Annotated in this window: 14 protein-coding genes and 1 tRNA gene; 5 read left to right on the forward strand and 10 right to left on the reverse strand. The window is 72.5% G+C overall.

All coding sequences use genetic code 11. The annotated features are described in order from the left end of the window. Entirely contained in the window at positions 1–654 is a 654-nt protein-coding gene (locus OG892_RS08845; RefSeq protein WP_371628855.1) for a uridine kinase, read from the reverse strand. A gap of 7 nt (positions 655–661) precedes the next feature. Further along, positions 662–1,336, reverse strand: coding sequence for a hypothetical protein (locus OG892_RS08850; protein WP_371628856.1), 675 nt, complete (start codon positions 1,334–1,336; stop codon positions 662–664). Positions 1,337–1,376: 40 nt separating this feature from the next. On the opposite strand from OG892_RS08850, the gene OG892_RS08855 reads away from it, so the two are divergent. After that, a complete protein-coding gene (locus tag OG892_RS08855) occupies positions 1,377–1,742 on the forward strand; it encodes a nuclear transport factor 2 family protein (RefSeq protein WP_371628857.1) in 366 nt (121 codons plus the stop codon). Between the two features lie 25 nt (positions 1,743–1,767). On the opposite strand, the gene OG892_RS08860 is transcribed toward OG892_RS08855, so the two are convergent. Then, positions 1,768–2,271: a cupin domain-containing protein gene (locus tag OG892_RS08860; RefSeq protein WP_327336378.1), complete on the reverse strand. Its 504-nt coding sequence runs from the start codon at positions 2,269–2,271 to the stop codon at positions 1,768–1,770. A 122-nt stretch (positions 2,272–2,393) separates the two neighbouring features. After that, positions 2,394–3,071 (reverse strand): winged helix-turn-helix transcriptional regulator, encoded by a 678-nt coding sequence (locus OG892_RS08865; RefSeq protein ID WP_371628858.1) that lies wholly within the window; start codon positions 3,069–3,071, stop codon positions 2,394–2,396. Between the two features lie 85 nt (positions 3,072–3,156). On the opposite strand from OG892_RS08865, the gene OG892_RS08870 reads away from it, so the two are divergent. Beyond that, a complete protein-coding gene (locus OG892_RS08870) occupies positions 3,157–4,368 on the forward strand; it encodes a pyridoxal phosphate-dependent aminotransferase (protein ID WP_327336380.1) in 1,212 nt (403 codons plus the stop codon). A gap of 119 nt (positions 4,369–4,487) precedes the next feature. Beyond that, positions 4,488–5,114 carry a peptidase gene (locus OG892_RS08875; RefSeq protein ID WP_371628859.1) on the forward strand — a complete coding sequence of 209 codons (627 nt, stop codon included), beginning with the start codon at positions 4,488–4,490 and terminating at the stop codon, positions 5,112–5,114. 313 nt (positions 5,115–5,427) lie between these two features. Here the strand turns inward: OG892_RS08875 and OG892_RS08880 are convergent. Further along, positions 5,428–5,514: transfer RNA gene (locus OG892_RS08880), tRNA-OTHER, on the reverse strand. 33 nt (positions 5,515–5,547) lie between these two features. After that, entirely contained in the window at positions 5,548–6,279 is a 732-nt protein-coding gene (locus tag OG892_RS08885; RefSeq protein ID WP_073735432.1) for a hypothetical protein, read from the reverse strand. A gap of 88 nt (positions 6,280–6,367) precedes the next feature. Here OG892_RS08885 and OG892_RS08890 point away from each other — a divergent pair, with 88 nt between their 5' ends. Next, positions 6,368–6,676, forward strand: a complete 309-nt coding sequence (locus OG892_RS08890; protein WP_073735433.1) for a hypothetical protein — start codon at positions 6,368–6,370, stop codon at positions 6,674–6,676. A 65-nt stretch (positions 6,677–6,741) separates the two neighbouring features. Here the strand turns inward: OG892_RS08890 and OG892_RS08895 are convergent, their stop codons facing one another. From OG892_RS08895 to OG892_RS08905, 3 genes are all read right to left on the reverse strand, one after another. Beyond that, positions 6,742–8,055 (reverse strand): SWIM zinc finger family protein, encoded by a 1,314-nt coding sequence (locus OG892_RS08895; protein WP_371628860.1) that lies wholly within the window; start codon positions 8,053–8,055, stop codon positions 6,742–6,744. After that, a complete protein-coding gene (locus OG892_RS08900) occupies positions 8,052–11,054 on the reverse strand; it encodes an SNF2-related protein (RefSeq protein WP_371628861.1) in 3,003 nt (1,000 codons plus the stop codon). The genes OG892_RS08895 and OG892_RS08900 overlap by 4 nt, the downstream gene beginning before the upstream one ends. Before the next feature lie 180 nt (positions 11,055–11,234). Beyond that, positions 11,235–12,449: an SPFH domain-containing protein gene (locus OG892_RS08905; RefSeq protein ID WP_371628862.1), complete on the reverse strand. Its 1,215-nt coding sequence runs from the start codon at positions 12,447–12,449 to the stop codon at positions 11,235–11,237. 276 nt (positions 12,450–12,725) lie between these two features. On the opposite strand from OG892_RS08905, the gene OG892_RS08910 reads away from it, so the two are divergent. Beyond that, positions 12,726–13,073, forward strand: a complete 348-nt coding sequence (locus tag OG892_RS08910; protein ID WP_073735436.1) for a hypothetical protein — start codon at positions 12,726–12,728, stop codon at positions 13,071–13,073. Positions 13,074–13,156: 83 nt separating this feature from the next. Here OG892_RS08910 and OG892_RS08915 read toward each other — a convergent pair whose 3' ends face one another. Further along, positions 13,157–13,852 carry a class I SAM-dependent methyltransferase gene (locus OG892_RS08915; protein WP_371628863.1) on the reverse strand — a complete coding sequence of 232 codons (696 nt, stop codon included), beginning with the start codon at positions 13,850–13,852 and terminating at the stop codon, positions 13,157–13,159. Between the last annotated feature and the right edge of the window lie 24 nt (positions 13,853–13,876).

Here is a 13,876-nt window from a genome sequence, read left to right on the forward strand (position 1 = left end):
CTACCCGTCCGCGTCCCGCCGCAGGCCCGTCCAGGCGGGATGGCGCGGATCGTCGGCCCGGACGACCGCGTCCGCGCTCCCGGCGGGCGCCACCTCGTCCTCGTACCGTTCGAAGGCGGGCAGCGTCCACTGCTCGGCCTCCTCCGTGCGCCGCCGCAGCGCGCCCGGCGAGAGCCGCAGGTGGACGCTCAGGTCGAACGGGAACCAGTGCCCCAGCAGCAACGGGCCGTGCACCACGAGCACCCCGCCCTCCGGCAGGAGCCGGTAGGGGCTCCGGGTGGCCCGGTCCGTCGCCGGGTCCCAGAGATCGGGCAGCACCCGCCCGTTGCCGCCCGCCTCCAACGGCCCGAACACCTCACGCCACAGCGCTCCGGTGTCGAACCAGCTGCCGTAGTACGAGTCGGGGTCCCGTTTGCCGTACTCGTACCGCAGACTGGCGGGCCGCAGGAACCCCGCCGTGGACACGGGAAGCACGGCCCGGCCGCGCAGCCGCAGCGCCTGTCCGAGCGACTCGGCCAGCTCGCCGGTCCGGGCGGCCGGGGCCCCGTCGACGGCGACCTTGAGCCAGGGCCCGCCGTCGGACGGCTCCAGGGCGTCGGCGTGCGCGGCGAGGGCGTCCGCCAGTCGTTCCCAGGTGATCGCTTCGAATCGCACGTCACCATCATGGCCCCGGCCGGCCGAGGTCCGGCCGGTGGTCCGCCGCCAGCCGCACGACGCGTTCGGCGAGCGGGCCACGGGCGGGCTCGATCGCGGCGGCGGCAGCGGCGAGGCGGGTGATGTCGGTGAACCAGTCGCCGGAGAGCGTCTCCGCCACCCTGATACGGGCGAAGCCGCGCTCCAGCAGGCCCCTGGCGGTCTCCGGCCGGCCGCGCAGCAGCGCCTTCACGGCGGCGACGGCGTTGGCGAGCGCGCTGGCCGGCCTCGACCAGTCGTCGCTGCGCGCCGCCGGGTTGTCCTGGTCGTAGCCGGGCCGGTCCGCGACGGACAGCGCCACGATCTCCAGATCCAGCCGCCAGAAGAGGGGCAGCCCGTCGAAGTCAACGAAGAGCAGCCGCCTGCCTCGGGAGTTCCCCAGCTCGGGGTCGACCCGCAGGGAGGCGACGTGCCTGACCGCGCCGAGCAGCTCCGGGACGGCAGCGACGCAGTCCGCGAACCGGCCGTCGGGCACGGTCCAGCGGAGGTCGATATCGCTGTACGCGTCGGCGGTCCCCCGCGCGAGCGACCCCCTCGGTTCCGCCTTCGATCCGGCGCAGTGGGAGCGGAGCGCGCCCAGGAGCCGCTGCGCCAGCGCGGCCCGGCGCGCCGGGTCGAGGTCCCCGGGGCCCACTTCACTCACTGCCCGCCCCCTTTCGCCGCCGCCTCGTACGATCTCCCCCATGGACCTCGAATTCGCCCGCACGTTCGCCTCGCGGTGGCAGGACGACTGGAACTCCCATGACCTGGAACGCATCCTGACGCACTATCACCAGGACGTGACGTTCAGCTCTCCCATGATCGCCCGGTTCACCGGCGACCCCTCCGGCACCGTGCGCGGCAAGGACCAGCTGCGTGCGTACTGGGCGCGCGGTCTTGAGCTCATCCCCGACCTGGAGTTCGAGGTGATGGACGTCCGGGTGAGCGTCGACACCCTGGTGATCGACTACCGCAACCAGATCGGCGGCCGGGTGTACGAGGTGCTGACGTTCCGGGACGGGCTGGTGACCGGCGGCCTCGGCGCGTACGGGGAGACGCTCGCCCGCTGACGGCGGGGCGAGCCTCAGCCCCGCCTCACTTCTTCCCGCCGGTCTCCCCCTCGCCCTTTCCGCCGCAGTCCACGGCGTCGGCGTCGTCGGAGAGTTCGCTGCCCTCGGGCAGCAGGTAGGTCACCCAGAGGACGACGGGCTCGGTCCCCAGGTTGCGCCCGATGTGGCGGTGCTTGGCCCCGGACGGCTCGATGAAGGACGTTCCGGCGGGCGTCACCTCGACCGAGCAGTCGTCCAGGGTGCGGGTCAGCGTCCCCTTCTTGACGACCGCGATCAGCTGACCGCGGTGGGTGTGCCAGCCGGTGGAACCGCCGGGCTCGACGGTGATCTTCCGGAAGGTGACGTCGGTACGGCCCTTCGGCGTCTTCACCTTCAGCTTGCCCGGCGATGTGCCCTCCGCGACGACGGTGCCGCTCACACCGCTGCCCGGAGTGGCGACGGCCGCCGACGGCACGAAGCAGAGCGCTGCCACACAGCCCCCGATGACAAGCGCCTTGACCGGCCGCCCCTGCTGTCCGCCACGTCTCATGGGCCACTCCTCCGCGTCAGTGCCCCGGGCATCACCTGGTGCCCCTGGCATCCCAAATGCCCCGACGCTACCCAGGAGTCGGCCGGGCGAACCGTCCCGCCACCGCCGTCATCAGTCCTTCGTCATTCGCCCCGCAGCCCTGCGGCCAGCGGCCCTTCGCCGGACACCTCGATCCGCCCGTCCCCGACCGCCTCTGCGAAGGTCGCCTCGCCGCGCCCGAGCGCGAGGCAGAGCTCTGCGTCGAGCACGATGCGCGCGTCGGCCCGGTCCGCAGGACCGTCCCCGTAGACCGCGCTGCCGGGCTCCCGTACCCCCGTACGGATGTGGAACTCGCCCTCGTCCAGCTGTACGTCGAGCACGCCGTCACCGGCCGGTCCGCCGGGCCCGTCCAGTGCGCGCAGCAGCGGCAGCGCGAACCAGTGCGCCCGGACCGCGTCCGTGGGCCGGCGCTCGGCGAGGGCGGGCGCTCCCCATTCGGCGAGTGCGGCGAGGACGGGCAGCAGGCCGTGGCCGCGTTCGGTGAGTTCGTACACCGCGGCGGCGGCGGGTGGCGGCAGCCGGCGGCGGGTGGCCAGTCCACCCTGCTCCATGTCCTTGAGCCGGGAGGCCAGGACGTCCGTGCTGACGCCGGGCAGGTCGGCGTGCAGATCGGTGTACCGGCGCGGGCCGGCCAGCAGTTCACGGACGATCAGCAGGGTCCACCGGTCACCGACGGCGTCCAGGGCGCGTGCGCCGGCGCAGAACTGGTCGTAACTCCGGCGGCGGGCCGGGCGGGCTGCGGGCTGTTGCTCACGTGGCATGCGACGCAGTCTAGACATGTTGTTGGACTTTCCAAGCTCAAGCTTGGTAAAACCAAGTATCACAGTCGGGTCGGGGAGGCACCGCATGGAATTCCGCCAGTCCAGCAAGCTCAACGAGGTCTGCTACGAGATCCGGGGCCCGGTCATCGAACAGGCCAACGCCCTGGAGGAGGCGGGCCACAGCGTGCTCCGGCTCAACACGGGCAACCCGGCGCAGTTCGGTTTCGAGGCGCCGGAGGAGATCGTCCAGGACATGATCCGGATGCTCCCGCAGGCCCACGGCTACACCGATTCGCGCGGCATCCTCTCGGCCCGCCGGGCCGTCGCGCAGCGCTACCAGGCGATGGGGCTCACCGAGGTCGGCGTGGACGACATCTTCCTCGGCAACGGGGTCTCGGAGCTGATCTCGATGGCCGTGCAGGGCCTGTTGGAGGACGGTGACGAGGTGCTGATCCCGTCACCGGACTACCCGCTGTGGACCGCGGTGACGACGCTGGCCGGCGGCAGGGCCGTGCACTACATGTGCGACGAGGCCTCGGACTGGAACCCCGACCTGGCCGACATGGCATCGAAGATCACCGACCGGACCCGGGCCGTCGTGATCATCAACCCGAACAATCCGACCGGCGCCGTGTACCCGCGCGAGGTCCTCGAAGCCATCCTCGATCTGGCCCGCAGGCACGGCCTCATGGTGTTCGCCGACGAGATCTACGACCAGATCCTGTACGACGACGCCGAGCACCACAGCGTGGCGGTCCTCGCCCCCGACCTGGTCTGCCTCACCTTCAGCGGACTGTCCAAGACGTACCGGGTGGCCGGCTTCCGTTCGGGCTGGATGGTGGTGTCCGGTCCCAAGCAGCACGCGCGCAGCTATCTGGAGGGGCTGACCATGCTCGCCTCCATGCGGCTGTGCCCCAACGCCCCGGCGCAGTACGCCATCCAGGCCGCGCTCGGCGGCCGGCAGTCGATCCGGGAGCTGGTGGTGCCGGGCGGCAGGCTGTACGAGCAGCGCAACCGTGCCTGGGAGAAGCTGAACGAGATCCCCGGGGTGTCGTGCGTGAAGCCGAAGGGCGCGCTGTACGCCTTCCCGCGCATCGACCCGAAGGTGCACCCCCTCGTCGACGACGAGAAGTTCGTCCTGGACCTGCTGCTGAGGGAGAAGATCCAGGTCGTGCAGGGCACCGGCTTCAACTGGCCGCGGCCCGACCACTTCCGGATCCTGACCCTCCCGTACGCTGACGATCTCGACGCGGCCATCAGCCGGATCGGCCGCTTCCTGACCGGATACCGGCAGTGACACTGGCCGGATACCGGCAGTGACCCTGACCGGACACGGCAGTGACACTGGCCGGATACGGCGGTGACCGGGCGCCGGAAGTGACCGGACCGGACGCCGGAGATGAACGGATACCGATCGTGAGCCGCTCCACCTGCGCCGCCTGCCGGGTCCCCGTGCACACCCAGTTCGCCTCGTTCGAGCTGGTCGGGCCGATCGTCGAGGGCGGGCTGGACCCGGCCTCCGACCCCGCGTGGGCGGAGTCGGGTGCGAAGTCGCCCGCGGAGTACGCGCGCTGGGCGGGGCACCTGTGCGGCATGACCTGTCTGCGGATGGCACTCGGCGCCGACGCCCCGCCCCTCTTCGCGCTGCGCGACGGAGCGCTCGGGTACGGCGCGTACACCGAGGACCCGGACGGCGCGATCCACGGCCTGGTCTACGCCCCCTTCGCCGACTACGTACGCGAGAGCCACGGCCTCGACGCCACCGTCCACCGGCACCTCTCGCCGGAGGAGATCCCGGCCCTGCTGGACGCGGGCCGGTCCGTCATGGCGTCGGTGCACTACGCGATCCGTCATCCCGGGCGGCCCGCGCCGGGGCGCGGCGGCCATCTGGTGCTCCTGACCTCGCGTACGGCCGACGGCAGGGGCGTGCACTTCCACAATCCGTCGGGCACCAGCGCGGACACCCGGGCGGTGGAGCTTCCGCTGGCCGAGTTCGCGCGGTTCTTCGCCGGGCGCGGAGTGTCGCTGGCCGCGCGGGCGTGACGCGCCGGGCCCGGAACAGGAGCGGGCCCGGGGGTGTAGCCGACCCCCGAGCCCTGTGATGCCGCCTGTGTTGCACGCCGACACGTTTAAGGTCCCGTATCAGTTTTATGTCGTCGCGTCCTGCCTTTAGACAACCGCGGACCGAAGCTCCGCGGGCCGGAGTCGAACCGGCATCTCGACGCACACGGGCACGGGCCCGGTCGATCCGGCGATAGGCGGCGCATGCTGAGTCTGGAGCAAGAGTCTGAGATTGATCGCGGTCTGCCTCTGCCAGTTGGGCCACCCCGGCCCGCATCCGCAGGAGCTGCGGAAGTGCCGGGGGGAGGACTCGAACCTCCACCGTAACCGCGTCGTCACGACAAACTTCAGTTTCAGCTTTGCGCTCCTCGCGCACCCCAGCGGCTTCGACCGCCGCCGGGGATTCCTTGGTCGGTCACCCGAAGAGGTAACCGAATACCGCATCACCCACCCGCTGGTCCGTGACGTCCACGCCGTTGGCCTCCTCGCGGGCGAACTTGACGGCCTGCTGGAGCTTCTCGATCCGGTCGGTCAGCTCGTTGATCCGCCGCGCGGGCAGCGCCCCGGAGAACTTCACGGTCGTCCAGTAGCCGACCGGGACGTCCTCGTAGTACACCTCGACCTGCGCCGGGTGCTTCTCGGTGGCCTCCGCCTTCACATGGTTGCGGGGCACCTTCTTGGTCCGCAGGGTCCGCACCGGCTCGGTCTTCCAGGAGTCGGTGGACGGGTCCTGGGCCCAGGCCTCCGAGGCTTCGAGCACCGGCAGCTTGCGGATGAAGGTGGTGATGTCGGTGAGCTGCTTCTCCAGGAAGAGCAGATACGAGACCGGCACACCGGGCACCAGCACCCGGCCGTCGACCGAGATGTCGGCGCGGGCGGCGCAGTTCGCCCAGTCCTTGGTGGCGGTCACGTCGAACAGCCGGGTGAGGGTCGTCGCCGTCTGGCGCAGCACGTCCTCGGCCTTGATCTGCACCGGCGTCGACTCGGGCGGCAGTTGCTCGCCCTCCTCGTCCTTCGGCTGGTACGTCCGGGAGATCCCGGCCAGCAGACCGGCCTTCTGGAGGCCGTGATGCGCCGCCGTCAGGTCCTGGTGAGCCTTGGACTTGACGCCCTTCTCCACTGCGATGATCTGATTGAGTTTCGCCACACCCAGGAAGCTAGCAACATCAACACCCGCCACACCAACGCTTTTTGGGCAGGGCACCGGATACCGATCTCAGCAGGGGGCAGGCCGCATGGGCGCCGCGATACGTCATTTCACCGCCACGACCGGGCAGGGGCAGGTCTTCACGGTCAACATCGAGCGGGACTTCCGGTACGACCCGTACCGCGACTTCCTGGTGTGCGCCCACTGCGACTGGCGTCCGTCGCTCCTGACCACGGAGCGGATCATCGACATGGCCGGGGAGCACCTGGCCACCGCGCACGGCGCGGACCGCGGACTGGCGCAGCAGGAGGACGAGTCGTTCCGCAAGGCGCGGATGGTCGTGCTGCCGGTCGTCGCCCTGGTGCTGATCGGTCTGCTGTTCCTCCTGAAGGGCTGATGTTCCTCCTGACGTGCTGATGCTCCTGCTGACGTGCTGATGCTCCTCCTGACGGGGCTGAGCGGTCAGCCGCCGCTGAGCTCCAGGAGCGCGCCCACCGGGTCGGTGTCCGGTGCGGCGCGCGGCCACCACTCGTCCTGTCCCGGGTCCGACTCGTAGCCGTACCAGCGGCCGTCGTGGCCGAAGCGGAGCTGGAGCGTGCCGCCGGGGTGGGTGAGGTGGTTGCGCCAGGGCTGGAAGCGCGGGAAACCGGCGGCGGCGAGAGCCGGGCGGGCCCGGTCGAACGGGCCCGCCGGGGGGTCCCACTGCGATTCCAGGACGTCCAGCCCCTCGGCCCCGCCCTGGCGCCAGGCGGCGACGGCGCGGGCCAGGTCGGTGATGTTGCGGCCGGTCGCGGAGGCCAGCTCGCGGTAGAGGGCCCGGGTGGTGGCGGTCAGCCCCGCGGTGGGGCGGGCGGCGGCCAGCCGGACGGCGTCCTGCCAGGGGGTGAGCCCGGCGAGCGGGTCGCGGCCGGTGGTGAGCAGGGCGTGGGCGCGGGCGGCCGCGTCCGTGGCGAGCTGGTCGAGGGCGAGCGGGTCCCGGCTGCCCGGCAGGCTCGGGTACGAGGGCGGCTGCCCGGGGTGCGGCGCCACCGGGAACGGGGCGGGCAGCGGCGGCAGGAAGCGGTCCGCCAGCGCGTCCTTCGCCGGTACGGAGGGCATGGCGGGGGCCTCGGGGCGCTCCCGTGCGGAGTGCGCGGCGTTGCGGTGGCCCAGGTCCTCCAGGAGTTCGCGCTCGCCCCGGCCTCGCAGCAGCAGGAGGACGAACGGGTCGGCGTCCAGCAGCCGGGCCATCTGGTAGCAGAGCGCGGAGACGTGTTTGCAGGGCCAGCCGTGGTCGGGGCAGGAGCAGCTGGGATCCAGGTCGTTCGCCGCGGGGAGCAGCGCGACCCCGGAAGCGGCCGCCGTGTCCACCAGGGAGTGCGGCATCTCCTTGGTAAGGAGCGCGGCCAGGTGGTCCGGGCGGGCGGCGACCGCGTCGAGGAAGGTGTCCCAGTCGGCGTCGGTGAAGGTGCGCAGCCGCAGTTCGGCACGGTAGGGCCGGGGCCGGCTGCCGTGCACGTAGGCGACGACACGGCCGGGGGTGACGGTGACCGCGGCGACATGCCCGCCGTCCGCGTACGCACGGCCCCTGGCGAGTCTCGCCGCGTCCATCGACAGGGCTTCGAGCGCCGCCACCCAGGCCCGGCCCCACCAGCTGTCCGCGAACGGCTCGTCGTCTCCGGACGTCCGCGCGGGTACCGCTTCGAAGGTCCGCCGCAGGTCGTCGGGGCCCGGCCGGGACCGGGCGCCGGGCCTCGCCCCGCGGGCCGGCGGAAGGGAGCCGGGGCGGGGGCTCATGACGGCCTCCGGAGGGAGACGAGGTCGGCGAGATCGCGGTCGCTGAGCTCGGTCAGCGCGGTCTCCCCGGCGCCGAGCACGGCGTCGGCCAGGGCCCGCTTGGCCAGCAGCATCTCACCGATCCGGTCCTCGACCGTGCCCTCCGCGATCAGCCGGTGCACCTGGACCGGCTGGGTCTGCCCGATGCGGTAGGCGCGGTCCGTGGCCTGCTCCTCGACGGCCGGGTTCCACCAGCGGTCGTAGTGGATGACGTGGGCGGCCCTGGTGAGGTTCAGCCCGGTGCCGGCCGCCTTCAGCGAGAGCAGGAACACCGGCACCTCGCCGGACTGGAAGCGGTCCACCATCCGTTCCCGCTCGGCCACCGGGGTGCCGCCGTGCAGGAGTTGGGAGGGGATCGCCCGCGAGGTGAGGTGTGCGGAGAGCAGCCGGGCCATCGTCACGTACTGGGTGAAGACGAGGACGGAGCCGTCCTCCGCGAGGATCGTGTCGAGGAGCTCGTCGAGCAGGGCGAGCTTTCCGGAGCGGCCGGTGAGCCGGGTCGGCTCCTCCTTCAGATACTGCGCGGGGTGGTTGCAGATCTGCTTGAGCGAGGCCAGCAGCTTCATGATGAGGCCGCGCCGGGCGATGCCCTCCGACGCCTCGATGTACGCCATGGTCTCGCGCACCGTCGCCTCGTAGAGCGTGGCCTGTTCGCGGGTGAGGAAGACGGGGTGGTCGGTCTCCGTCTTGGGCGGCAGCTCGGGCGCGATGCCCGGGTCCGACTTCTTGCGGCGCAGCAGGAACGGGCGGACCAGCCGGGAGAGCCGCTCGACCGCCTCGTCGTTGCCGATCCCGGCGGCCGTGCCGGTGTTCTCCACGATCCGGGCGTGCCGGGCCCGGAACGCCTTGAGGGGGCCCAGCAGTCCGGGCGTCGTCCAGTCGAGCAGCGCCCACAGCTCGGAGAGGTTGTTCTCGACGGGGGTGCCGGTCAGGGCGACCCGGGCCGGGGACGGGATGGTGCGCAGCGCCTTCGCCGTGGAGGAGTGCGGGTTCTTCACGTGCTGCGCCTCGTCGGCCACGACCAGTCCCCAGCTGTGCGCGGCCAGTTCGGCGGCGCTGGAGCGCATCGTGCCGTACGTGGTGAGGACGAAGCCGCCGTCGGGGTCGGCGAGGCTGCGGTCCGTGCCGTGGAACCGGCGCACGGGCACGCCGGGGGCGAAGCGGTTGATCTCCCGGTGCCAGTTGCCCAGCAGCGAGGCGGGGCAGACCACCAGGGTGGGCGCGGGGTGGGCGCGGTGCAGGTGGAGGGCGATGAGGGTGATCGTCTTGCCGAGGCCCATGTCGTCGGCCAGGCAGCCACCGAGGCCCAGCGCGGTCATCCGGTCGAGCCAGGCGAGACCGCGCAGCTGGTAGTCGCGGAGCGTCGCGTCGAGGCCGGGCGGCGGTGCGATCGTGGTGTCGTCGTCGACGATGCGGCTGCGGAGCGCTGCGAGCGCGCCGACCGGCACGGCGTCGACCTGCTCGCCGTCCACCTCGGCGCTACCGGTCAGGGCGACGGCGAGGGCGTCCACCGGGTCGAGCAGGCCGAGCTCCCGCTTGCGCGCCTTGCGCACGAGCGCGGGGTCGACGACGACCCATTGGTCGCGCAGCCGCACGACGGGCCGGTGTGCCTCTGCCAGCACATCCATCTCGGCCTCGGTGAGCTGCTGGTCGCCCAGCGAGAGCTGCCAGTTGAAGGCGAAGAGCTGTTCGGCGTCGAAGAACGCCGTGCCGTCGGTGGCGGTGCCCGGCGCGGGGCGCACCACGGCGGCCGCGGTGAGCGAGCGGGCCAGCTCCCGGGGCCAGTGCACGCTCACCCCGGCGGCCGAGAGCCGGGCCCCGGCGTCGCTCAGCAGCTCGTACAGCTCGTCCTCCGTGAGGGCCAGTACGTCGGGGACGGGCTGGTCGAGGAGCCGTTCCAGCGGGGCCCAGACGCGGGCGGCGCGGCGCAGCGCGAGCACGGCGTCGATCCGGGCGCGCGGGCCGAAGGGCTCGCCCGCCCCGCCGTTCCAGAGGGCGGCGGCGTCGACGACGTAGGTCGGGTCCGCGAGGCTGTGCACCTGGGTGACGGCCGCGGCGGCATGCCGTGCGGCGGTGTCGGGGCGGCCGGGACCGGCCGTGCCGTCGGCCGCATCCGGCGGGCCGTCGAACTCCGCCACACCGTCGGAGTTCGTCACACCGTCGGCATCCGGGGCGCCGTCGGAGTCCGGGGCGCCGTCGGAGTAGGTCGTGTCGAAGAGTTCGTACGCGGAGAGGTCCAGGCGCAGCGACACCCGTACGCCCGCGTCGAGCCCGGCCGCGACCGCCACCGCCCATTCCCGGGCGCCGGGCAGGTGCTGGGCCTCCGTGGCGGCAAAGGGCGCCCCCATGGCGAACGCCGCCGCCGGGGTGCGGGGCAGGGTGTCGGCCACCGCGTCGAGGAAGGAGGCGATGAGCGGCTCGGGCTCGGGGACCTGGAGGGGCGTGCGGTCGGGGAACGGCACCGCGTACCCCTCGGGCGGCATGGCCGCGGCGACCGCGCGCAGATGTGCGACGTCCTCTGCGGCGCGCGGTCCGGCCCGCCAGGCGTCGTGGTCGTCGGGCGTCAGCCCGGGGAGCATCCGGCCGCCGGCCACCAGATGGAGCGCGTGCAGCGCGGCGGCGCCCCAGCACCGGGTGGCGGGGTGGGCGGACTGCTGGTGCCGGGCACGGGCCAGCAGGGGTACGGCGTCGGCCAGGGGCAGCACGAGGGCCGGCACGGTCTGCCGGCGGACGGCACCCTGATCGCCGTGCCGTCGCACGACGGTGAGCTCGGAGACCCGGTCGTCCGCGCCGGAGCCGAGGCCCGCGCCCGAGGCGGTGACCAGGCCGGGGAGCGGGGCCCCCTCCGGGTCCCAGAACGCGACGCGTCCCTCCCTCGGCAGCGGTGCGGGAAGGAAGACGGCCGCGCAGCGCAGCAGACGGCCGACAGCCGCGTCCTGCGGCGGCGATACGACGGACACCGGCCCCTCCCCTCACGTCCGAGCCCCTGGTCAGGGCTTCGTCTCCCGGTCCCCGGCGCCCTCCGGCACCGGATCCCTCTGACTCGCGAGTCTAGGCGGGGGGTCTGACAGCGGACCACGGCCCCGCCGCCGCCCCCGCTGTCCGGGCGGGGTACGGCGGCGGGCCGGTGGGCGGTGTCGTCAGTGCCTGGCGAACGGCTTCGAGCCCTTGGGCGCGGGCTTCGAACCATTGGGTGCGGGCTTCGAGCCGGTGGGTGCGGGCTTCGAGCCGGTGGGTGCGGGCTTCGAGCCGGTGGGTGCGGGCTTCGAGCCGGTGGGTGCGGGACGGGGCCGGGGCCGGGGGCTCGCGGCGGCCGGGGCCTGCTTCGGCGCGGGGGCCGTCCGCGCCGGGCCGGGCGCCGGAGACGGAGGCGCGGGCGAGGGTGTGGCCGGAGCCGAGGACGAAGGCACTGCCTCCGCCGACTCCACGGCCTCCGCGACCTCCGCCGACTCCACAGGCTCCACGGCCTCCGCGACCTCCGCCGACTCCACAGGCTCCACGGGCTTCACGGGCTCCGCCGACTCCACCGGCGGCGCCGTGCCGGCCGGGGCCTTCGGCACCTGCGGCGGGGAGCCCACGGCCTCCGGCGCTGTCGGCTGCTGGGCCCGTTCCAGGAAGCGGAGCAGCTCCACCGGGAACGGCAGCACCAGGGTGGAGTTCTTCTCCGCGGCCACCGCCACCACGGTCTGGAGCAGCCTCAGCTGCAGCGCCGCGGGCTGGGAGGACATCTCGGCTGCCGCCTGGGACAGCTTCTTCGACGCCTGGAGCTCCGCATCGGCGTTGATGACCCGGGCGCGCCTCTCACGGTCCGCCTCCGCCTGACGCGCCATGGAGCGTTTCATCGTCTCCGGAAGCGAGACGTCCTTGATTTCCACCCGGTCGATCTGTACGCCCCAGCCGACCGCGGGGCTGTCGATCATCAGCTCCAGGCCCTGGTTCAGCTTCTCCCGGTTGGACAGCAGATCGTCCAGATCGCTCTTGCCGATGATCGAACGCAGGGACGTCTGCGCCATCTGCGAGACGGCGAACCGGTAGTCCTCCACCTCGACGACCGCGCTCGACGCGTCGACCACCTTGAAGTAGATGACCGCGTCCACCCGCACGGTGACGTTGTCCCGGGTGATCCCGTCCTGGGCCGGCACGGGCATCGTCACGATCTGCATGTTGACCTTGCGCAGCCGGTCCACGCCGGGGAGCACCATGGTGAACCCGGGGCCTCGTACGTCGTTGCGGAGCCGGCCGAATCTGAGCACCACACCCCGCTCGTACTGCTTGACGACCCGGGCGGCGGCCACCGTGTAGGCGACACCCGCCAGGACCACCACAACCAAAGCGGTCAAGAGCACCTGGACCATGACGGCCCCCTGCCAGCCGGAAACACCGAACACTCACTCCGCGCCAATTAAGACGCTAATACCACGGTATGCCCTGATTCGACAGCAGGCGAACCTCCGCCCCGCCGTTCTCGTGCAGCGCGTTCCGCGCGCCGGTAGCCCGCTCGGCGGTCTCCCGGATGCCGGGCGGGCGGCGAGCGGGCAAGGTGACCAGCGTGAGCACGTACCCCCGTGGCGTACGGGGGCACGTGACGGAGCGCGTACGGATGAGCCGGACGAGACAGACGAGGACCTGCCATGCCCGTGATCGACAACCGACGACGCCGCCTCGGCGCCGCAGCCGGGACCGCCCTCCTGACCCTCGCCGTCGCGGGCTGTTCGGGCCTCGGCCGGACCGCGGTCGGTCCGGTCACCTACACGACCGAGCGGCAGGCCGTGATCCAGGTGAACAGCCCCTCGGTACGGGGCTGCCACCTGCTGGCCCCCGCAGGCGCCAGGGAAGTGCAGAACGGCACCCTGATCGACATCATCCTGTACCGCACCCGCGACTGCACCGGGCCCGGTACGACCTATCTGCCCACCACGTTCACCGACCAGAAGGCGCCCGACTCGCTGCCCTGGCGCAGCTTCAGCACGGTGCACTGACCCGGTCTCCCGCACCGGTCCCCGGATCCGGTGCGGGCCCGCGGTCCGTGGTCCGCAGTCCCGGCTGCGGTCCGTGGTCCCCGCTACTCGGGCAGGGCCCGCACCCATGCCCCGTCGTCGGTGAGGTAGCGGTCCACGCGCAGACCGGCCGCGGCCAGATATCCCTCGAACCGCTCCTTCGACAGTGGCCGCGACAGGAACGTCTGCGTCCAGCGCGCGTCGTCGAAGTCGTACTGGGCGTGCACCGAATGCACCCCGTCGCCGACCGGCTCCGAGGAGACGATGCGGACCGTGTACCCGGCCGGGTCGACCCGCTCATGAGGCAGGTCGGTGTGGCGGCCCTCCCCTTCGCGCTGAATGAGCACCACCCCGCCGTCGCGCACATACCTCCGGCAGGTCCGCAGCATCCCGTCCCGCACCTGGTGGTCACCCGAGTGCACCAGGAACGAGGCCAGCATCACCACGTCGAACGTCTCGTCACCCAGGTCCAGGGACTCGATGGGGCTCCGCACCGTACGCGCGCCCCGCACCTGCTCCAGCATCTGCGCCGACTCGTCCACCGCGGTGACCGCGAAGCCGCGCCGGAGCAGCGGGTGCGTCACCCGGCCCGCCCCGCAGCCCAGTTCCAGAATGCTCGATCCGGCGGGGACCGCCCCGGCGATCACGTCGGGTTCGCCACCGACCGACAGCCGGGTGTACAGCTCGACCGCACAGCCGTCCGGGGTGATATCGCCGGGTCCCGTCCCTGAATATCCCTCACGTACCAGTCGTCCACTCATATCTCCCCGAACGAACTGTCCGCA

Origin of the sequence: Streptomyces sp. NBC_00341 (assembly GCF_041435055.1) — a bacterium.
Taxonomy (GTDB): domain Bacteria; phylum Actinomycetota; class Actinomycetes; order Streptomycetales; family Streptomycetaceae; genus Streptomyces.